Below are 20,126 nucleotides of genomic sequence, written 5' to 3'. Positions count from 1 at the left end.
AACTCCAGGAAGCTCATTCACATTCTGGATTATCCTTTTCACTTAAAAGGGCATTTATTTCCCCGCCCAATATAATGATGAGCCCCGATAAATAAAACCAAACCATTAATATGATTATCCCTCCAAGGCTTCCATATGTCGCGGAATAATTAGCAAATCTCTCCACATAAAATGAAAACAAAAAGGAAACGAGGCACCATCCTGCTGTTGCAAAGACAGAGCCAGGTAGCACGGTTAAGCATTTCAGTTTTTTGTTGGGCGCTATCCAATAAAGAATCGTGAACACAATTAAAAATACAAGCGAACTGATCACCCAGCGCAGTCTATTCCAAATCGTTAGAAACTCATCGGATTGTCCAATTTCGGCAAATAGGAATATTCCAACCTGTTTTCCGAATACCGGAAGCAATAAAACGACAATAAAAACAAAAATCATCGCTAAAGTGAGAAGAATCGACATTCCCCGGGAAATAAAGAAAGTTCGACTTTCTTTTACACTATATGCATGGTTAAAAGCTTTAATGATTGCATTCATTCCATTCGATGCAGACCATATCGTTCCTATGACACCAAATGACAATAAAGTACCATTCGCCTCCATCACTTCCGATAGGTTTGCCTCAATGATTTTCATCGAATCTTCAGGTGCGTATGTACGGACAGTATTTAATATATCTTCTTGGGAAAATGGCAGATAGGCCAATAAAGTGAACAAAAAAATTAGTAACGGAAACAGAGAAAGTAAGAAGAAATATGACAGCTGTGCGGCTAGTCCCGACACATCATCCATCTGTAACCGTTTTATGAAAGTCTTGAAGAATGAGCCTTTCAGCCATTCTTTTTTATTGGCCATACCTCCACCCCATTTTCTAATTTAAGGAAACACGTTCTTTCTGATCATCACTTGAAGACGATTCTTCCTGATCCTCTGAAGCAAAGACTTCCTTCGTCTCCATCACCACTTGAGCAACTTGCGAAGGAATATCTTTCATCTCCTCCACCTTTTGGGAAATGAAGGATACATCATCGGAAATTTTTTCAACAGTGGAACGGACTTTTGATGATGTTTCACGTACTTGTGAAAGTACCCTATTGGGATTCTTTACGAATTCCTTCATATTACTCATGCAACCTTTGCTGTTTTCCAATACAGACTCACGCGTGTTCTTATCAAAAAGGCTTACTGCAGCCCCTGCTAACGCCCCTAATAAGACTGCTTGCATAAATTTACTTTTCTTGCCACAATTATATTCTTCTCGAATGTTGCTCATATATTCTCCTCCTCGTCATATATTGGTTGATGGATAATGGTAGCTATCTCCATTATACAATGTATTAAAAAGTTTTTTCCTATCTTTTCCCAATCTCTCTCACTTTAAAACGTGGAGACACCCTTGTGAATTGGAGCTTATGCTTCGTTTACTACTTGAATATTCATTGACTTCTAAGGGTAATCATGCAAAGATGAAAATAATTTAGAAACGTATGAAAGGATGAGTGAAATGGATTTAACACAAAACACTGCCGAAAGTGTCGAGTTTATGGTCGAAGCAATTAAGGATAAGTTAAAAGTGATGAACTTCGGTGCAATCAAATCCACCCATTTTGATATCGAAATGTACGAAGAACTGCATGATATTTATAAAATGGTGATGAAAAAAACGAATTTCAGTGTCCGTGAAATGGAAGCTATCGCTGAAGAACTTGGAAGACTCCGTAATAAGTAACAATCAGGTCCTCACATATTGGTGAGGATTTTTTCATTTTTTTATAAATTCTGCTACATTTGTTATATAGATTATTGTTGAAAACAGACGGGAGTTGTTCGCATGGTGGAAAGAAGAAAACCCATCAGTATCTCAGAAGCAGTGGAAAAAGTGATGAAACATCAACTAGAAGGACATGTGGAGTTGATTCCCCTTGAAGAAAGCCAAGATCGTTTTTTGGCTCAGGATATAACAGCTACAAATGATGTTCCGCATTTTAACCGATCGCCATATGATGGATTCGCCCTAAGATCCAAGGATACCGTTGAAGGGTCCATAAATAATCCACTTGAATTCGAAGTGGTTGAAGAGCTTGCCGCGGGTATGGTATCAACTATTCCCGTACAACAAAACCAAGTTGCAAGAATTATGACTGGCGCTCAGATGCCAGCTGAATGTGATGCCGTAATCATGCTCGAGCTCACAAAAGAGTTTGAAAAGGACGGAAGAAAATACATATCATTTAAACGCTCCCTTAAGGAAGGGGAAAACGTTTCTTTTCAAGGTGAGGACGCAAAGAAAGGAGATATTCTCGTAAAAAAAGGCACGGCGATCAATCCAGGGATCATCGGCTTGCTGGCAACATTCGGTTATGCTGAAGTTCCAGTTGCCAGAAAGCCTGTCATCGGATTATTCGCTACGGGTTCGGAACTTCTTGATGTTAATGAACCATTGCAGCCCGGGAAAATCCGCAACAGCAATTCGCATGCCATATCCGCTCAAATTCGAAGGGCTGGAGGAGAAGTCCGTTATTATGGAAAGCTTAAGGACGAGTTTGAATTAAGCTACGAAGCCATTTCAACTGCCTTGGAGGAAGTCGATCTGCTCATTACAACAGGCGGCGTATCCGTCGGTGATTTTGACCTCCTCCCTGATATTTATCAAAAACTTGGGGCCGATGTCTTATTCAATAAAGTGGCCATGCGACCGGGAAGCGTGACGACTGTAGCCGTATATAATAATAAATTTTTATTCGGTTTATCCGGTAATCCATCCGCCAGCTATGTCGGCTTTGAACTATTTGCAAGACCGATCATCAGAAATATGCTGTTTTCTGAAAAACCGCATTTACGAAAAGAGAAGGCACAATTGGCAGAGGACTTCTTAAAGCCCAATCCATTCACACGTTTGCTGCGGACCCGGTTATTTTACGAATCCGGCCAGTTGAAGGTAGTTCCTAGCGGTGTGGATAAATCCAATATTACAACAAGCTTGGCAGGTGCCAATTCACTAACCGTCTTACCTGGGGGGACCCGTGGTTTCCAAAAGGAAGATAACGTGGACATCCTGCTTCTTGATGACCAAGAAGGATGCAAATGGCCTTGGTGAAGAAGCCCTTTATTTTTCAGGTGGTTGGCTATCAAAATAGAGGAAAAACGACATTCATAACGAATATAATCGAAAAGCTTCGCGCAGTAAAACTAGAGACAGCCGTTTTAAAGCACCATGGACATGGTGGAAAACCAGATATCATAGGTATGAAGGATTCCAAAAAACACTTTCAGGCTGGGGCGGCCGCTTCACTTGTTGAAGGAGATGGAACAATAGAGTTGCTCGGCCATTTCAAGGCTGGAGCCCCTATTACTGAGCTAATTCAATTATTGGGGCTTTTTTCTCCCGATGTGATTTTAGTAGAAGGCTATAAGCAAGAGGATTTTCCTAAGATCATTTTAATCAAAGAAGAAAGTGACCTCGTCTTATTGGTACGGCTTACGAATGTCAAAGCTGCGGTGGCTTGGCCAGAATGTCTGGAACGAACCAGGAATCATGCCCTAGTACCCGTCTTTCCTTTGAATTCTGATCAATTCTTTTTATGGTTTTTAGAACAAATTTGAAGGAGGACACAATGTTCATTCAATTTTCCTTAGAAAAACGACGCAAGATGATCGAACGTATCCAAGAGTATGTGTATCAGGAACACGGAAAGGAAATCGGAGAAATCGCTGCTGAAAATCACTTGCAGTTCATTTTCGAAAACATTGCTCCCTTTATTTATAACGAAGGTATAAAAGATGCTAAAAGAGTGATGGACGACAGATTAGGGAACATCGAAGAAGATTTATATTCATTGGAACGACCGATTGATTAAGACGAAAAAACAGCATCATACTTGATGCTGTTTTTTCCATTCATTGTTCGGTCAGAATAAGCGGACCGTTCTTTGTTATGGCAATCGTGTGCTCATATTGTGCCGAATATTTCCCGTCTGCTGTGGATGCCGTCCATCCATTTGCATCCCTGCTGGCTTTATATGTTCCTACGTTGACCATGGGTTCGATCGTGAATACCATACCCTCTTTAAGACGCGGCCCTTTATTCGGCAGCCCATAATGCGGAACCTGCGGCTCTTCATGAATGACATTACCTATGCCGTGTCCGATGAAATCACGAACGACCGAGAAGCCTTCCGCTTCGACATATGTTTGAATGGCATGACCAATATCACCAATCCGCTTGCCTTCCACACACACTTCAATCGCCTTATATAAAGATTCCTTCGTCACATGCACTAAATGTTCCGTTTCCTTTGAAACCTTACCGACCGTATACGTCCAGGCCGAGTCGGCTAGAGCTCCGTTATAATTGACGACCATATCAATCGTTACGATATCTCCATTTTTCAAAGGTGTTTTTCGAGGGAAACCATGGCAGATTTCTTCGTTTATGCTTGCACATGTCGCATATTCATACCCTTTGTACCCCTTTTGTTCCGGCTTTGCCCCATGTTTTTTTAAGAATCCTTCGACAAATTCTTCTATTTCCCATGTTGTCACACCGGGAACAATCATTTTTGCAATCTCCCTATGACAAGCTGCCAAAATTTTACCTGATTCATGCATCGCTTGAATTTCACGTGCAGATTTTAATACGATCAATCGTGACACTTCCTTTTTTATTCGTCTCTCCTTATATTTTACTGCAAAGCAGGAAGTATATGAATCCTTTACATCTTATTAAATAAAAAATCCCGGCATCTGCCGGGATTCTTTATTATTTCAATAAGTTAAGCGATTCCCGATTAAATGCCGGTAAATCTTCTGGTGTCCTGCTTGTTACAAGTTGATTGCCGCAAACTACAACCTCTTTGTCCAAATATGTGGCACCCGCATACTCCATGTCCACTTTAATGGATGTATATCCTGTTGCATGACGTCCTTCAAGTGTTTTTGCCGTAATCAGTAACTGCGGCCCATGACAGATCGCGAATACAGGTTTTCTATCATCCATGAATGACTTGGCGAACGTTACGAAGCGTTCGTCTGCACGTAATTGGTCAGGCGAGAAACCGCCAGGGATGAATAATGCATCGAAATCCTCTGGTTTCACTGAATCGATGCTTTCATCAATCTTGACTTCCACTTCCCCTTGTTTCCCTTTAACCGTTTTCCCTTTTTCCATTTCAATCGTCGTTACCGTATGTCCGGCTTCTTCAAATGCCTTTGCCGGTTCACTGTACTCCGAGTCCTCAAACATATTCGTTACTACACATGCGATTTTACTCATAAAAAATTCATCTCCTCAATTTTAGATCGAATGAACTTACTTTGTACTCTAGTTATGTTCCCTTCTGCATACTAAATAAAACACAGAAATAATAATGCTTCCATATTATCCCCTTCGTTTACACGTTAAATCTCACTTCTATTCCCAATCATGGATATCTTCCTGGAAAAAATCAAAAAAAAGATAAGGGGCTGCTTACTCTTATCTTTTTCCATGTTATCCATGTTTAGGATACTGCCCTACAACGTGTATGGTATTGATGATTCTCTTGTTGATCCATCTCCGGTTTTCTTCCGTATTTAAACTTTCAAACACCCGCTTACGCCCTTCTTCCGTGGTTACATAGTAATTAGGCAGGTTATTCAAAGATAATGTGATGATGTCATTTTTACATTTGCTGCACGAACAAAAAGTTTGATATTCTACACCTGTCATTAGAACCTGAACCCATGTCACAACGATCTCTTCCATCACATTGGTATATTCTCTTTTCATATAGGCTCCTTCAAAAACCAAAAACCCGTCCCTTCCAGACAGGTTTTCACTCATTTATTGCTGTCCGTGGAACAATCAGGATTTCAACTCTTCGGTTTTTTGCTCTTCCTTTTTTCGTATCATTAGAAGCAACCGGCTTGAATTCCCCATGCCCCTTAGCGCTGAACATTTCAGGATCCAACTCTTTATTTTCGAGGAGAAGTTTCATGAAATTCACGGATCGCATCACGCTCAGATCCCAATTGGATTCGTACTGGTGAGTCTTAATAGGAACATTATCTGTATGTCCGCTTACAATAATGTTTCGGGGTAAGTCCATAACCAGTAAAGCTGAAATTTCCTTAGCGATCTTTTTGTTTTCTCTTCTAACCTCCGCCACACCCGATTCAAACAGCACATTTTCCCGAATTGAAATCAACATACCTTCATCCGTTAGGTTCGTTCCCAATTTATCCGTTAAATCATTCTTTTTGATATAGGCATTTACACGCTCCTGAACTTCTGCAAGCTCTTCTTGCTCGTTTTTCCCTAACTTCTCGAGATCTTCTGCCCCTGCTTTTTGTTCTGGTGATGTCGGCTCATTGCTGGGGGAATCACTTGGGAAATCCATAAATCCCGTTCCGCTCGTAAAAACCTGGTTAAATACATTCGACAACTGTTGGAACCTGACTGCATCAACCGAACTTGAAGCGAATAATACGATGAAAAGCGCAAGAAGCAAGGTTAAGATATCTGCATAGGGAACCAGCCATGATTCATCGATATGCTCTTCATGCCTTTGTTTCTTTTTCCGCCTAGCCATCTTCTCTCACATCACCTTCTAACCACTTTTTACGATCGCCAGCAGGCAAATAAGAGGTTAGTTTCTGTTCAATCGTTCTTGGTGCTTCCCCTTCAATGATGGATAAAATCCCTTCTATCATCATTTCTTTGATCCGGACTTCCTGCTGCGATTTCCGTTTTAGTTTATTAGCAAATGGATGCCATAACACATACCCCGTGTAAATCCCCATCAAGGTTGCAACGAACGCGGCAGAAATGGCATGTCCCAATGCCTCCGTATCTGCCATATTGCCTAATGCTGCGATCAGCCCGATGACCGCACCCAATACTCCAAGTGTCGGTGCATATGTTCCGGCTTGACTGAATATCGCAGCCGCGCTTAAATGACGTTCTTCCATCGCGTCTATTTCCTCTGCTAAAATATCACGAATATAATCTGCACTCTGACCTTCGACTGCAAGATTCAAGCCATTTTTCAAAAAGGTATTATCCACTTGATCGGAAATGCTTTCCAATGCCAGTAAGCCTTCTTTCCTGGCAATGACCGCCCATTCCGAAAAAGTTTTTATTAATTCTTCAGGCTTTGTCAATTTTTGTTCCAAGAATAAAATCTTGAATATTTTTGGCAGTCTTTTTAATTCTGACAAAGGGAAAGCCGTTACGACAGCAGCTATCGTACCTACAATAATGATCAAAATAGCCGCCGGGTTAATCAACGCCGTTACACTAACGCCTTTCAACACCATTCCGACCAAGATGGCCACAATGCCAAGAACTACGCCCAAAACTGATGTTATATCCATAGTACTCACCCATTCATTTAAAGTCTCGTCTTCTCCTTATATCGGATGAAGTTTGGAAAAAATGAGGATTTTTTTACTTCCATTTTAAATTTCATTAAACGATTACAAAATCTACCTACTTTACTCCTTGCAAAGATTCGATTCAGCAGTATTTTTCAACAAGTCCAATAATATTTCCCTCGTGAATCAATTTTCATGCCATTCCGTTAGTGACTTTCGATCAGCTTTTGATGGTTATTTTTTTGTTGTGACTTTTTCCATATTGAAACAAGGACAAAGCATGTCAGCTTTGTCCTTGTTCTTGTTTTCCCTGACTTCTTCCATCCAGCCATTTGATGATGGGCGATAGAAAAAATAAAATGAATAATATCCTGAATAAATGAAAGCTTGTGACCACGGATAAATCTACATGAACAGACATGGCTGTGACTGCCATTTCCGCCACGCCGCCTGGCGCCATGCTCAAAAACAGTTCGTTTGCCTGTAAAGATAAGAGGGGCGCAAACTGTATCGCCAGATAATAGCAAAATCCGATTAACAGAACATTACTGACGAATACCGCTCCGAACATCTTTCTGAAAAGCCGGGGGTTATCAATCTTTAGTGTGTAGCCTAAATGAGCGCCAATCAATAGTTGTGACAAGTTCAACCAAAAGCCAGGAATTTGCGGGGCACCCGGGCCTCCTAAATTAAATAGAGCTGCCGCCATGAGGGGACCTAATAAAAAAGGCAGCGGGAAGTTCACCTTCTTTGTGATGAAGATGAATAATAGCAAGATTGCCAACATCATGAGGGCTGATTTCGCATCATACTCAAATAAGAAAAACGGCCGCTCCGTTATGGCTACAGCTGCACCTGATTCGACTGACATGACATGGATCACGAGCCAAGGAACAATGGATATTACCAGGATGATCCGAAGTGTTTGCATGAAACCTACAACCGTTTCATCACTTTCCTTCATTTCCTCACTTAAAACCACCATCTGGGAAAGACCTCCCGGAAAACTGCCAAGCATGGAAGTGCTGAAAGATAGATTCATTCTTTTCCCAATGAACCAGCCAGTCAACACCGTAAATAAAATGATTGCGATAGTCGTAAAAAGCATAACCGGTAAATATTCAATCATCTCATTTAACGATTGTTTCGTGAATGAACTGCCCAGTTGTAAACCAAGGATGACCAATCCGGTGCTTCTAAAGGTTTTAGACCAAAACATATACTTCCCTAATTTCACTTTCGCAATCATCACCACGAATAATGGTCCGAGCATCCATGGTAAGTATATTCCAAGGCAATCAAACGCATATCCGCCTAGGAAAGCTAGAAAAGCTGTAAATACGACTCTAAAACTCTTACTCTCACTTAAATATGTACTCACCACAAATTACCTTCTTTATCTATGTGAATTATTCATCTATATCTTAACATAAAATAAGGGCTTTTAACGGCCGGCATTCAGCAAGGTTTTGTATCCAAGCTTGCTCCTACACATATGCTGGGCCAATATTTTTGCTTCAGCAAGCTTACGTTTTACTAAAGGCAATACGTTAGCGCCCCACGCCATTCCGATGTCAGGATGGTTTGGTTACAATTGGACATTTGCCGTTCTTGACGCCCTTGCCATCGAGAGCGCATTTTTATATTTCATCATGTTTTGCTATAAAAAAAGAGAACAATATGAAACTTCCACTATTTACTAGATTTCCCACCCCCACAAATTCATTATAAAAGGTAGAATGATTATATAGGGGTCAAACTCTTATGGAGGGGTGACTAAATGTTATCAAATACAGAAATAGGCATTGATTTAGGAACTGCAAATACGCTAGTTTACAGTAAAAATAAAGGAATCGTATTTAATGAGCCATCGGTGGTGGCCATTGATATAGAGACTAATAAAGTATTGGCAGTCGGTGTGGATGCAAAAAACATGATTGGAAAAACACCTGCAAATATCGTTGCAATCCGTCCACTTAAGGACGGTGTCATTGCGGATTTTGATGTAACCGCGCAAATGCTTCGGGAAATCATGAAAAAAGCAAGTAAGGCCCTAGGCTTATCGATCCGAAAGCCAAGTGTCGTGGTCTGTACACCATCAGGTTCCACATCAGTGGAGAGAAGGGCCATTCAGGATGCAGTCAAAAGCTGCGGAGCCAAACAGGTCCACCTCATTGAGGAACCGGTAGCGGCAGCAATCGGCGCAGGCCTGCCTGTCGAAGAGCCCATCGCTAATGTCATCGTCGATATTGGTGGCGGCACGACTGAGGTGGCAATCATCTCATACGGCGGTGTCGTTTCTTGCAATTCAATCAGAATTGGCGGAGATCAATTGGATGAAGATATCAGCCAATATGTCAGAAAAAAACATAATGTGTTGATCGGGGAAAGAACAGCCGAGGAAATAAAAAAAGAAATCGGCTATGCACTCGTTGAACATTCTGTGATCACCATGGAAGTCAGGGGCCGTGATCTTGTAACGGGTCTTCCAAAGCCGATTACAATTTCATCCGCTGATGTTCAGGAAGCCATCCAGGAATCGCTTCTTCATATATTGGAAGCAATCAGGGCCACTTTGGAAGATTGTCCTCCTGAATTAAGCGGGGACATCGTCGATCAAGGCGTCATCTTATCCGGAGGGGGCGCACTTCTCAACGGAATCCAAGAATGGCTGACGAATGAAATTGTCGTACCCGTCCGACTTGCAGATAATCCGCTTGAATCAGTGGCCATCGGAACCGGACTTTCACTTGAAGTCATTCACAAATTACAAAAAGCCGTATACTAAAAAGATGAAGGAATCCCTACTTGGGATTCCTTTTTTTTCGGGTAAAAATCATATTTTTCTCCGCCTTATAGAGATATATGACTTCCCTGATATATTTTAATTGATTTGAGTAGAGAATAAGGAAGAGGTTTTTTTACATTCAACAGCATGCATTGCATTTGGAGAAGGATTAACATATCAGGTCTTAACGCATGCAATGTTACATAAAGTATGATATAATATAATTATGTTACATTGGTAAGAGGAGAAGATCTATGGAATATGTAGAAGCCTTTAAGGACATCAATCAAATCAGCAAAATGAAGACATACTTACGAGCTCACTCCAGTCGGGATTATTTATTGTTTGTAATCGGCATCAATACCGGTATGAAGATAAATGAAATGCTGGAAATCACCGTCGCCGACGTTCTCGATGAATCAGGAAAAATCAAGGAGTTTTATGAGCAACGGATGGAAAATGACGAGGTCAACCAAATTTATTTGAACCTGAAAGTCCGTACCGCCTTACAAGAATACCTTAAAGGCTCGAAGGTTATCGAAGGTCAATTTTTATTTCTTTCCCCTAAGACAAAAAAGCCGATCACACGCCAACAGGCACACCGAATCATCCATGATGCTGTGGAAGGTGCAGGCCTGTCAGGTAAATTCGGAGCAAGTTCGATGCGCAAAACTTTTGGCTACCATGCCTATAAACAAGGAGTGTCACTAGCTTTGATACAGAAGCATTACCATCATTCAAGTCCATCGGAGACACTAAAATACATCGGCATATCAAAGGAAAAGAAATTCAATACGAATATTGACGTTAACTTATGAACATTCTGCTATCTTCAATAAACTCTAACCAACATTTTAAGGAGGAATTCCAGTGAAAATTAGAGAAAGTGAACTTCCTGGTATTGGCCAAAAGTTCGAAATCATAACTAGAAATGATGAAAAGTTAGTAATCGTCATTCACGATGACGGCCGGCGGGAATTGTACCATTTTGATAATGAACATGAAGATGTCATTTCCAGCATCACCCTTAATGACCAGGAATCGCGGCAACTGGCTTCCATAATAGGCGGCATGGTTTATAAACCACAAGCACTTGAAACGATTGAAATGTCATTGGGCGACTTGGTGATTGAATGGTTCAAAGTGGAACCAGGTTCTAAAGCCATCAATCAGACGATAGGTTCGATCGATATCCGGAGCAATTATAACGTAACCGTGATAGCCCATTCGAAAAAAGGAAAAAAACAACTGAGCAATCCTGGTCCTGAGTCCATCATCGAAACAGGCGATACACTCGTGATATCCGGTGAAAGAAAAGATATCCGTAACCTGACTAGAGAATTATTGACCGACGAAAGGAGTGATTAAGCTCATATGGACCATTTAGTCTTTGAAGTGGGTACTGCCCTACTTCTAGTAGCATTCGCTGCTCTCGTTGCAGGTAAATTTAAAATATCTAATGTTCCAGTATTAATTATCATCGGGATGCTCGTTGGTCCCCATGCCCCAACCTTCGGGGTTATTGACCTGCGTTTCATTGAAAGTGAAGAAATCATCGCTTTCCTCGGCCGTGTCGGTATCTTATTCCTTCTGTTCTACTTAGGCCTTGAATTTTCCGTTAAAAAGCTAATGAAGTCCGGAAAAAATATCGTGACAGGCGGTACGTATTACATTGTAATCAACGCCGGTTTGGCATTGCTGTACGGCTTCCTTCTCGGTCTTCCTTTAAAGGAAGTACTGATCTTAACGGGGATTATCAGTTTTTCTTCAAGTGCCATTGTGGCGAAGGTACTTGTTGACCTTAAAAGGACCGGTAACAATGAAACGGAGCTAATCCTTGGTATCATCATGTTTGAAGATATCTTCCTCGCTGTGTATTTATCAGTCGTATCTGGATTGGTATTAAGCTCTTCCGGTTCCGTTTGGGGAACATTACTTTCAACTTTTATCGCGATCGGATATATGCTTGTGTTTTTTGTTATCGCCCGAAAAGCATCTGGGTTCCTAAACAAATTATTCAATATAACCTCCGATGAAATATTTATCATTGTCGTGTTCGCTTTACTGTTCTTCATCGCAGGTTTCTCGGAAACCATTCACGTAGCGGAAGCCATTGGTGCTTTACTGCTCGGCCTAGTCTTTTCTGAAACGGAACATAGCGATAGAATCGAGAAGCTTGTCATTCCATTTAGAGACTTCTTCGGAGCCATATTCTTCTTCAGCTTTGGCTTGAGTATCGATCCGACGACCCTTGGTGGAGCTGTCTGGATGGTTCTGGGAGCGGTCATCATCACTATAATCGGTAACTTTGTGGCTGGAATGATTGCAGGACGCAAATCCGGCTTATCTCACAGGGCCTCCGCAAACATCGGATTAACGATTGTTTCACGTGGTGAGTTCTCCATCATTTTAGCCAACTTAGGCATTGCTGGCGGTTTAATGCCTATACTAACCCCGTTTGCAGCACTTTATGTTTTGACCTTAGCGATTCTTGGACCAATCCTTACAAAAGAATCCAAACACATCTATAATATCCTGAATAAAGTCTTCAAATGGAGCCCCCCAAAGGTTCAAAAGGAACCTGAAAAAGAAGTTCAATAAAAAAAAGGCCAGATATCTGTCTGGCCTTTTTTCCGATTACTTTTAAAATACTCCATTGATTCCGATAAAAGGTCTTTCTGTAAAAGTGCCATTAGATATTTAACATACTTTGTACTAATATTAGCAATATTATTCATAAGCTTTGAAGTACCAACAGCACAAGTTTACGTGTTCCTGCGAATTCAGGCATCTTTACGAAGTATCTTTCAATATCTTTTAAATTAGAGGATTAGCTTACCTGAACAGAGGGAAAAGAAGCAGATAACCTAAGTAACTGATCAGGAGTGATGCCCGGATGAATAAGCCGATAAAATTTTTTAAAAAACTTATCAAAGAAATAAAGGAAGATCGTGTAACGGGGCTGGCAGCAGAACAAGCGTATTACTATTTACTCGCACTATTCCCTTTACTCATTTTATTGCTGTCCCTACTTCCTTATCTGAACATTGATATTCAGACAGCCTTGGATACGCTCAAAACCTTCATGCCAGCGGAAACGATGGATATCATCGAGAAAAACATCATCAACATATTGAGTGAGCGTAACGGCGGCTTACTGACTTTTGGTTTCCTTGGCACCATATGGTCCGCATCAAACGGAATGAATGCATTCATCCATTCCATGAATATCGCTTATGATGTTGAAGAAACAAGGAATTTCATTAAAGCCCGTTTCATTTCAATTGTATTGACATTAGGCTTGGTTGTTGCATTCATCGTCATGTTAGGTCTTCCCGTCTTTGGGAAAGTCATCATTGATTTAATACAGCAAGTCATATCAATCCCAGAAGAAATGCAAATCTTATTTAGCTTATTACGGTGGGTTATCGCCGTTGTGGTCATCTCACTCGTCCTGACTTTTCTATATCGTTTTGCACCGAATAAAAGTTTTCCCATTAAACATGTCATTCCTGGGGCAGTGACCGCAACTGTACTTTGGTTAGGGATATCACTTGGATTCTCATTCTATGTCAGTAATTTTACCAACTATTCTTCCACTTACGGCAGTTTGGGGGGCGTCATCATCTTGATGCTATGGCTATATTTAAGTGGTTTGATCTTTGTGATAGGCGGAGAAATCAATGCGATACTTCATCGCCAAAATTCCATACCAAAAAAACCATCGCGCACGATCGTACATCCCGTTCCACTTAAAAGGTAAAACATGATTAATAAATACGAAAGCGGCTGCCCCATTTGGACAGCCGCTTTCCTATTCATCCTTTATTGACAAACTCTTCATATCTTTCATCATGGGCAAGCCATGCCGCGTATTTCCGCTTCATGTATTTTTCCGCTTCCCCAAATGTATCGAATGTTTTTTTCTGTTGTTTTCCGTTGATTTCAACAATCCATTCTTCCTCTTCATCTTCATAGATGAATATGTCCTGTTTTTCTCTCGTTGAATATAGGCACCCCTCTGGGGATTCTTTTACATTCAATTGATTTTTATGAGCATCTCGTTTTAGCGGTTCAGCAAAGAAGGTTTTTTCTACGTATTGGCTATATGCCTTTTCGGACATGGTACAACCCGCAGCTTTTTGATGGCCACCCCCATCGTACTTGCCAGCTACTTCAGAAACATCTATGTCATCGTGGATTGTCCGGAAGCTGATTCTTTTACTTCCGACCATAAGTATGGCAATATAATCCAGATGCGAGAATTCTTTCGATAGTTCATTTCCAAGTTCTGAATGATAGGACTCTGCGTGGACCACACCAGCTGTATGTGGACCGACGGTAGCTTGATAAACTTCTCTTTTTTTCCTGTTTATGTACCGATCTACTCGACTTTCTTCTACATTCAAAAGAGTTTGCTCCACTTCGTCAAAAGTGAAACTTTCAGCAGTAGAAAGCTTATGTGCGATTTTCATTTCGAATTCTTCAATCGGAATCATAAAAAACAGGTCATTTAACCGTTTTGCCGTTGCATTTTTATTAACTTCCCATTCCCATGTATCGTATTGGCGGACCAATTCGACAAATTCAGCTACGATGCTTGAAGGTTCCAGCAGATTATTTTCAACTGCATACTGATAGAATAATGAAGTCGCTGCTGTCTGTTTACCGTCTTCCTGCTCGACTGTTACAGATGCCCAATCATGTTCGTTCAAATGCAAAGCTGACTTATGATGGTCTATCAACAGCGCTTTGCCTCCGTCTTCCACAAACTGCGAAATCATCTTTTCATTATCTTCATCAACCGAAAGATCGGTAACAATTAATGTATCTTCAATTTTTGCCTGCTCAAGAAATGCTCCTACATTCTGATTAAGGCGACCGATTGAATTATAACTTACCACTACTTCTTCTCCAAATGCCAGCTTAGCTACAATGCCGCAGCCGACTCCATCTAAATCATTATGTGTAAAGAGATGGTACACACAAACCCCTCCTAATAACTAATAAATTTACTTTTCCCTAAAGATATCAATTTCAATAGCAATCTTTACAATTGTAGCATAATCATATCCGCATATTTTACCATGCTTCCATTCCTCCCTGCTTTTGTTCTTTTTTTTTTTTGAAAAACTCCTAATAATTCGTTATTTACCAGATTTTATATTGAATCAAGTGATTCAATACATGTTTTCATTTATCACCTAAGAAATCACTGCGGAGGTCAACCGAAGCTTGGAAGCAGCCAGTTTGATACAGAAAAGGTCGGAGGATGTCGAATTTGTCATTTGAGGAAATTAAAGGAAACACGCTAGAAGTCATCGATCAAACACATACAATAAATGGTCAGTAAGAACGTTTACTCAAAAAAATCCGCAGGGATGTTCTTCCCTGCGGATTTCCTGTATAAAATTACTGTTCAATCAATTTTCCAAGGTTCGCCATTTCAATCGCACTAACGGCCGCTTCATAGCCTTTGTTACCAGATTTTGTACCGGCACGTTCGATGGCTTGCTCGATATTCTCAGTTGTCAACAAACCGAAGATAACTGGTACACCTGTGTCCAAAGAAACGGCAGCCATTCCTTTAGCTGCTTCATTGCAGACATAATCATAATGTGTAGTGGAACCCCTGATTACCGTTCCAAGACCGATCACTGCATCATATTTGCCTGTATTCACAAGTTTCTTCGCAATTAATGGAAGTTCAAAAGCACCCGGTACCCAAGCAATGTCAACATCATTTTCATCCACACCATGTCGCTTAAGTCCGTCCAATGCTCCGCCTAAAAGCTTGCTTGTGATAAACTCATTAAATCTTCCTACAACGATACCAACTTTCAATCCTGATCCGATTAATTGTGCTTCAATAATTTTCCCCATGTCCAATTCCTCCTAGTTTTTAATAAATATCTTTTTTTCATGTGTAGATTTCATTGCGCAAAAATCATCCCTTACGCATTCGGGATGTTCAGTTCAAGTTCCTGTTTCCCGCTTGTATCGCTTTGTTTAAGGTAACGAATCAAATCGGCTATCGTGATGAATTTCAGGTTGAATTTCTCAGCGATGACTTCTAAATCTGATACACGTGCCATCGATCCATCTTCATTCATGATCTCACATATGACACCAGCTGGAGCGGCTCCGCATAACTTTGCCAAATCCACCGATGCCTCCGTATGCCCTGCCCTCCTTAATACGCCGCCTTCTTTAGCGACGATCGGAAAAGTGTGACCAGGTCTTTGAAAATCTTCAGCGACAGAATCTTCTTTAAGAAGTTCAAGAATGGTCAAGGACCGTTCAAAAGCACTGATTCCTGTAGAAGTGCTTTTATGATCGACACTTACCGTAAACGCAGTGCCATGATGGTCGGTATTTTCTCCTACCATTGGATGCAGGTTCAATTTTCCCGCCAGATCTTCAGTAATGGTTGTACAAATCAAGCCTCGCCCATGAGTCGCCATGAAATTAATCGCTTCCGGTGTTGCCTTTTCAGCCAACACAACAAAATCCCCTTCATTTTCACGGTCTTCATCATCGGATACGATTACTACCTTGCCAGCTTTCAAATCTTCGATCGCTTCTTCAATTGTATGGAACATCATTACACCGCCCTTTTATTAGAATCCGTGCTCTGCCAAAAACTCTAAATTCATCCCTGGTTTTGAGTCGCCTTTTTTCATTTGATGTATAATATATTTCCCTATCATGTCGTTTTCAATGTTAACGATATCGCCAGCCGCCTTTTGCCCCAATATGGTGTCCTGATGAGTCAAGGGGATCAGTGAAACAGTCAAAAGGTTTCTTTCGATCCCAAATATCGTCAAGCTCGTTCCATCAATGGCAACGGACCCTTTCGGAATGCAAAAGCTACTGAGCCCTTCTTCCAATTGGATTACATAATAGACGGCATTTTCTTTACGCTCTTTTTTTATGATTGTTCCTGTTCCGTCAATATGGCCTGAAACAAAATGACCGCCAAACCTTCCCTGTGCACTCATGGCTCGTTCGAGATTTACAGGTGATCCCAATTTTAACGTCCGGATCGAGGAAGCTTTGACCGTTTCCGGCATTACGTCCACCGTAAACAAACTTTTCGTGAAGGATGTTACCGTTAAGCAGACCCCGTTAACTGATATACTATCCCCGAGATGAACATCTTCAAGGATTTTCTCAGAACGAATCGCCAACTCCATACTGCTTGTTCCTTTTTTTAAGGAATGGACGTTACCGATATCCTCAATGATTCCTGTAAACATATTTTTCCCCCTTTTATAAAAATATAAAAAACCCCTTAGGAATGACCTAAGGAGTTAGCAGGAGAAATGAGTGAAAAAAATTGTATACCTAAAAAGCCCAATATTTTCATTTTTGAAAAATTAGGCACACGTATACACTTGGGTTTCACACGTCCTTCTCCCATCCAGACTTTACTGTCGGCTTTGGAATTTCACCAAATCCTGCCTTTATCAGGCTCGCGGGCTTAGAATTTCTTCATCACCGCCGGTTGGGATTTTCACCCGACCCCGAAGGACTAAAATAATATGAATCTTTGAATATTTTAACACCATAAAGTGAAGATGTAAAATTTCTAACCTTAAATGGTTCAATTGTTACAGGAACTTCCTCTCTTTATGAAAAAATGACCTTCACGCACCCCTGATGTGCTCCAAAAAGTGTGGAATAAGGTAAACGGAATCACAAATCATACAAGGAGAAAGCCCATGCTTATTTCCATCATCAATTTGATTTTCTATCTATTCGTCGTCACAATGAATTTTTCAGCCAATTTCCTGCCACTGAACGGCCAAACATCAGGAGAGATTTCCGATAAACTGGATGTACTTTTCACTCCTGCCGGTTATGTATTTTCCATATGGGGCTTCATTTACTTTTTACTCGCCATCTGGGTATTCAGGCGGTTTTTTAGTAAACATCAAAACAGCCCTGCTTATAAGGCATCATTCCCTTGGTTTGCTTTAAGCTGTGCACTCAATGGCGCTTGGCTTTTGGCTTGGCACTATGAACACTTTTTGTTATCCGTATTCATTATCATTGCTCTGTTGACTACTTTAATGGTCATTTATACAAGCATTAAAAAAGTGGAGCACACCACTTTCGACCTATTTCCATTTTCCGTTTATACAGGCTGGGTAAGTGTTGCAACCATCGCTGACATTGCTTATTACCTCACCTATATCGAATGGGATGGCTTTGGGGTTTCCAGTGTAGCTTGGACGATCGTCTTGCTGATTGCAGCAACAATCCTGGCCTTTGTCTTTGCAGGTAAAAACCGGGATTGGTGCTATCCTCTCGTATTCGTTTGGGCGTTCATAGGCATCGGGACACGAAATGGTGCTCCCTACCCGGTAATCTCAGACATTTCCTTTATCCTGGCTGCTATCACCTTTATCATAGCCATCACCATTTTCATTAAGAATAGAAGGAACTGCAAAGGAAATATGGTGGCCTAAAACGCTTGCTTGAGATCGTGCCAAACATCCTGCCAAGCTTCAAGGCCGACTGAGAGACGGACCAGCTGGTCACTGATGCCCATTTGCTGTCGCGATTCTTCAGGGACGGCCGAGTGCGTCATTGTGGCGGGATGTTGAATCAATGTTTCGGCATCCCCTAGGCTGACGGCAATTTTGATTAGTTTCAATTTATTGAGAAATTCCTGCGCATCCTTTTTTGTGCCATGCAATTCGAAAGAGATAAGGCCGCCGCCATGTTTCATTTGTTTTTGCATGATATGATGATCCGTTGATGCTTCATCCCCAGGATAGTATACCTTTTTCACCTTTGGATGCTTCTTCAGTTCGCGAAAAATCTCCATTGCATTGGCGGAATGCCGATCCATCCTGACAGGTAAGGTCTTCAACCCTCGCAATAGTAACCAGGCATCAAATGGTGAAATGATACCACCAATATCTTTTTGTGTCGTGCCTGCTACCTGATTCATAAAATCCTTCTTACCTACGACTAGACCCGCGACAACATCCCCATGCCCGCAAAGATATTTCGTAGCGCTATGAAGAACGATATCACAGCCATATTCAAGCGGTCTTTGTAAGTATGGTGTCGAAAATGTATTATCGACTACGACCGTCACATTATATTCCTTCGCAACTCTTACTACCATCTGTAAATCAATCATTTTCATCGTTGGATTGATTGGGGTTTCCACATAAATGCAGGTCGTTTCCGGCCGCATCATTTTCCTTACCTGTTCCTCTGTGTCCATTTCACAGAAATCATGAGCGATGCGATATTTATTTTTCATTAATTGCAGAAGGCCAAACGTACAGCCGTATAGTCCCTGCGAACAAAGGATATGGTCATCTGTTTTAGTTAAAGCAAAAAGTACTGCCGAGACTGCAGCCATACCTGAACCGAAAGCAAGCCCCGCTTCCCCACCCTCCAAACCGGCAATCTTTTCTTCAAGTACCTGTACCGTTGGATTCCCAAGGCGTGAGTATATATAGCCATCCTCCAAACCGGCAAAACGCCTTTCTCCTTGCTCCGCCGTTTCGAAAGTGAAAGTTGAGGTTTGGAATAGGGGTGTAGTCAAGCTTCCTAAGTGCTCCTTGGAGTCATATCCTCCATGAATGACTGCCGTTTCAAATTGTTTATATTTTTCTGCCATATTGTCTCCTCCTATCCTGTGTCTATTTCTATTTTATGTCAGAAAACTCTATAAAGGAAGCGTTTTCATTTACGGATCATGCCTATTATCACGGCTACCTCTTGCTGGATGAACCTGTTCATTGGTACGTTGCAGTGGAGAATCATTCAATTTCACTTCATTTTTTTGGTTAACTGGGAATCTGATCATGTTCAGCCGGCCAAAAATGGCGGGTGGAGCGGATGCTGCAAAATAAGCGTCCAGTTATATGTAAAGTGGAGGAGTTCGGGGACAATATTCACATACTAGATGCCTTGTCTTTCCTTAACCTTTTTCCTATTGATAAAAAAAGAGACAGCCGC

General features: G+C 41.2%; 22 protein-coding genes, 1 pseudogene and 1 riboswitch. Of the genes and pseudogenes, 10 read left to right on the top strand and 13 right to left on the bottom strand.

The genetic code is table 11. From position 1 onward, the window contains the following. Positions 1-13 precede the first annotated feature (13 nt). The gene (locus tag ACQKMH_RS23360; protein WP_427589747.1) at positions 14-853 is read right to left on the bottom strand and encodes a YihY/virulence factor BrkB family protein; all 840 of its coding nucleotides are present in this window, start codon (positions 851-853) and stop codon (positions 14-16) included. A 16-nt stretch (positions 854-869) separates the two neighbouring features. Then, positions 870-1,271, bottom strand: coding sequence for a YtxH domain-containing protein (locus ACQKMH_RS23355; protein ID WP_427589746.1), 402 nt, complete (start codon positions 1,269-1,271; stop codon positions 870-872). A 231-nt stretch (positions 1,272-1,502) separates the two neighbouring features. Here ACQKMH_RS23355 and ACQKMH_RS23350 point away from each other — a divergent pair, with 231 nt between their 5' ends. The 4 genes from ACQKMH_RS23350 (at position 1,503) to ACQKMH_RS23335 (ending at position 3,855) form a co-directional block, all read left to right on the top strand. Further along, a complete protein-coding gene (locus tag ACQKMH_RS23350; protein ID WP_053344366.1) occupies positions 1,503-1,727 on the top strand; it encodes a DUF1128 domain-containing protein in 225 nt (74 codons plus the stop codon). 102 nt (positions 1,728-1,829) lie between these two features. Then, the gene (locus ACQKMH_RS23345) at positions 1,830-3,095 is read left to right on the top strand and encodes a molybdopterin molybdotransferase MoeA (protein WP_427589745.1); all 1,266 of its coding nucleotides are present in this window, start codon (positions 1,830-1,832) and stop codon (positions 3,093-3,095) included. Then, the gene (mobB, locus tag ACQKMH_RS23340; protein WP_427589744.1) at positions 3,083-3,601 is read left to right on the top strand and encodes a molybdopterin-guanine dinucleotide biosynthesis protein B; all 519 of its coding nucleotides are present in this window, start codon (positions 3,083-3,085) and stop codon (positions 3,599-3,601) included. Before ACQKMH_RS23345 ends, mobB begins: the two co-directional genes overlap by 13 nt. 11 nt (positions 3,602-3,612) lie before the next feature. Further along, the gene (locus ACQKMH_RS23335; RefSeq protein WP_427589743.1) at positions 3,613-3,855 is read left to right on the top strand and encodes a DUF2164 domain-containing protein; all 243 of its coding nucleotides are present in this window, start codon (positions 3,613-3,615) and stop codon (positions 3,853-3,855) included. A 40-nt stretch (positions 3,856-3,895) separates the two neighbouring features. Here the strand turns inward: ACQKMH_RS23335 and map are convergent, their stop codons facing one another. The 6 genes from map to ACQKMH_RS23305 all read right to left on the bottom strand — a co-directional run bounded on the left by map (position 3,896) and on the right by ACQKMH_RS23305 (position 8,732). Beyond that, the gene (gene map / locus ACQKMH_RS23330) at positions 3,896-4,642 is read right to left on the bottom strand and encodes a type I methionyl aminopeptidase (protein ID WP_427589742.1); all 747 of its coding nucleotides are present in this window, start codon (positions 4,640-4,642) and stop codon (positions 3,896-3,898) included. 115 nt (positions 4,643-4,757) lie between these two features. Continuing rightward, positions 4,758-5,270, bottom strand: a complete 513-nt coding sequence (locus tag ACQKMH_RS23325) for a type 1 glutamine amidotransferase domain-containing protein (RefSeq protein WP_427589741.1) — start codon at positions 5,268-5,270, stop codon at positions 4,758-4,760. Positions 5,271-5,486: 216 nt separating this feature from the next. After that, on the bottom strand, positions 5,487-5,765 hold the full coding sequence (locus ACQKMH_RS23320; RefSeq protein WP_427589740.1) for a late competence development ComFB family protein: 279 nt from the start codon (positions 5,763-5,765) through the stop codon (positions 5,487-5,489). Between the two features lie 46 nt (positions 5,766-5,811). Further along, positions 5,812-6,567 carry a flagellar motor protein MotB gene (motB, locus tag ACQKMH_RS23315; RefSeq protein ID WP_427589739.1) on the bottom strand — a complete coding sequence of 252 codons (756 nt, stop codon included), beginning with the start codon at positions 6,565-6,567 and terminating at the stop codon, positions 5,812-5,814. Then, positions 6,560-7,351, bottom strand: a complete 792-nt coding sequence (gene motA / locus ACQKMH_RS23310; RefSeq protein WP_230160504.1) for a flagellar motor stator protein MotA — start codon at positions 7,349-7,351, stop codon at positions 6,560-6,562. Before motA ends, motB begins: the two co-directional genes overlap by 8 nt. A gap of 283 nt (positions 7,352-7,634) precedes the next feature. Continuing rightward, positions 7,635-8,732 (bottom strand): AbrB family transcriptional regulator, encoded by a 1,098-nt coding sequence (locus ACQKMH_RS23305; RefSeq protein WP_427589738.1) that lies wholly within the window; start codon positions 8,730-8,732, stop codon positions 7,635-7,637. A 399-nt stretch (positions 8,733-9,131) separates the two neighbouring features. On the opposite strand from ACQKMH_RS23305, the gene mreBH reads away from it, so the two are divergent. The 5 genes from mreBH to ACQKMH_RS23280 all read left to right on the top strand — a co-directional run bounded on the left by mreBH (position 9,132) and on the right by ACQKMH_RS23280 (position 13,902). Next, the gene (mreBH, locus tag ACQKMH_RS23300; protein WP_427589737.1) at positions 9,132-10,139 is read left to right on the top strand and encodes a rod-share determining protein MreBH; all 1,008 of its coding nucleotides are present in this window, start codon (positions 9,132-9,134) and stop codon (positions 10,137-10,139) included. A 254-nt stretch (positions 10,140-10,393) separates the two neighbouring features. Then, the gene (locus ACQKMH_RS23295; protein WP_427589736.1) at positions 10,394-10,957 is read left to right on the top strand and encodes a tyrosine-type recombinase/integrase; all 564 of its coding nucleotides are present in this window, start codon (positions 10,394-10,396) and stop codon (positions 10,955-10,957) included. A 52-nt stretch (positions 10,958-11,009) separates the two neighbouring features. After that, positions 11,010-11,507, top strand: coding sequence for a cation:proton antiporter regulatory subunit (locus ACQKMH_RS23290; protein WP_230160512.1), 498 nt, complete (start codon positions 11,010-11,012; stop codon positions 11,505-11,507). 6 nt (positions 11,508-11,513) lie between these two features. Further along, entirely contained in the window at positions 11,514-12,740 is a 1,227-nt protein-coding gene (locus ACQKMH_RS23285) for a cation:proton antiporter (protein WP_427589735.1), read from the top strand. A 295-nt stretch (positions 12,741-13,035) separates the two neighbouring features. Continuing rightward, a complete protein-coding gene (locus ACQKMH_RS23280; RefSeq protein ID WP_427589734.1) occupies positions 13,036-13,902 on the top strand; it encodes a YihY/virulence factor BrkB family protein in 867 nt (288 codons plus the stop codon). Between the two features lie 55 nt (positions 13,903-13,957). Here the strand turns inward: ACQKMH_RS23280 and ACQKMH_RS23275 are convergent, their stop codons facing one another. The 4 genes and pseudogenes from ACQKMH_RS23275 to ribE all read right to left on the bottom strand — a co-directional run bounded on the left by ACQKMH_RS23275 (position 13,958) and on the right by ribE (position 17,398). Then, positions 13,958-15,124, bottom strand: a complete 1,167-nt coding sequence (locus ACQKMH_RS23275; RefSeq protein WP_427589733.1) for a DHH family phosphoesterase — start codon at positions 15,122-15,124, stop codon at positions 13,958-13,960. 427 nt (positions 15,125-15,551) lie between these two features. Beyond that, the gene (gene ribH / locus ACQKMH_RS23270) at positions 15,552-16,022 is read right to left on the bottom strand and encodes a 6,7-dimethyl-8-ribityllumazine synthase (RefSeq protein WP_230160520.1); all 471 of its coding nucleotides are present in this window, start codon (positions 16,020-16,022) and stop codon (positions 15,552-15,554) included. Between the two features lie 80 nt (positions 16,023-16,102). Continuing rightward, positions 16,103-16,741, bottom strand: a pseudogene (ribB, locus tag ACQKMH_RS23265) (3,4-dihydroxy-2-butanone-4-phosphate synthase); the annotation flags it as partial. Positions 16,742-16,759: 18 nt separating this feature from the next. Beyond that, entirely contained in the window at positions 16,760-17,398 is a 639-nt protein-coding gene (ribE, locus tag ACQKMH_RS23260) for a riboflavin synthase (protein ID WP_427589732.1), read from the bottom strand. Positions 17,399-17,546: 148 nt separating this feature from the next. Next, a riboswitch (FMN riboswitch) is annotated at positions 17,547-17,677 on the bottom strand. Positions 17,678-17,863: 186 nt separating this feature from the next. On the opposite strand from ribE, the gene ACQKMH_RS23255 reads away from it, so the two are divergent. Continuing rightward, positions 17,864-18,613, top strand: coding sequence for a TspO/MBR family protein (locus ACQKMH_RS23255; protein WP_427589731.1), 750 nt, complete (start codon positions 17,864-17,866; stop codon positions 18,611-18,613). On the opposite strand, the gene megL is transcribed toward ACQKMH_RS23255, so the two are convergent. Further along, positions 18,610-19,785, bottom strand: a complete 1,176-nt coding sequence (megL, locus tag ACQKMH_RS23250; protein ID WP_427589730.1) for a methionine gamma-lyase — start codon at positions 19,783-19,785, stop codon at positions 18,610-18,612. The genes ACQKMH_RS23255 and megL overlap by 4 nt on opposite strands. Positions 19,786-20,126: the final 341 nt, after the last annotated feature.

Source organism: Peribacillus sp. NPDC097895 (assembly GCF_050277555.1).
Lineage (GTDB): Bacteria > Bacillota > Bacilli > Bacillales > DSM-1321 > Peribacillus.
Note: the sequence above shows the minus strand (reverse complement) of the source record. Positions and strands in the feature narration are given on the sequence as shown.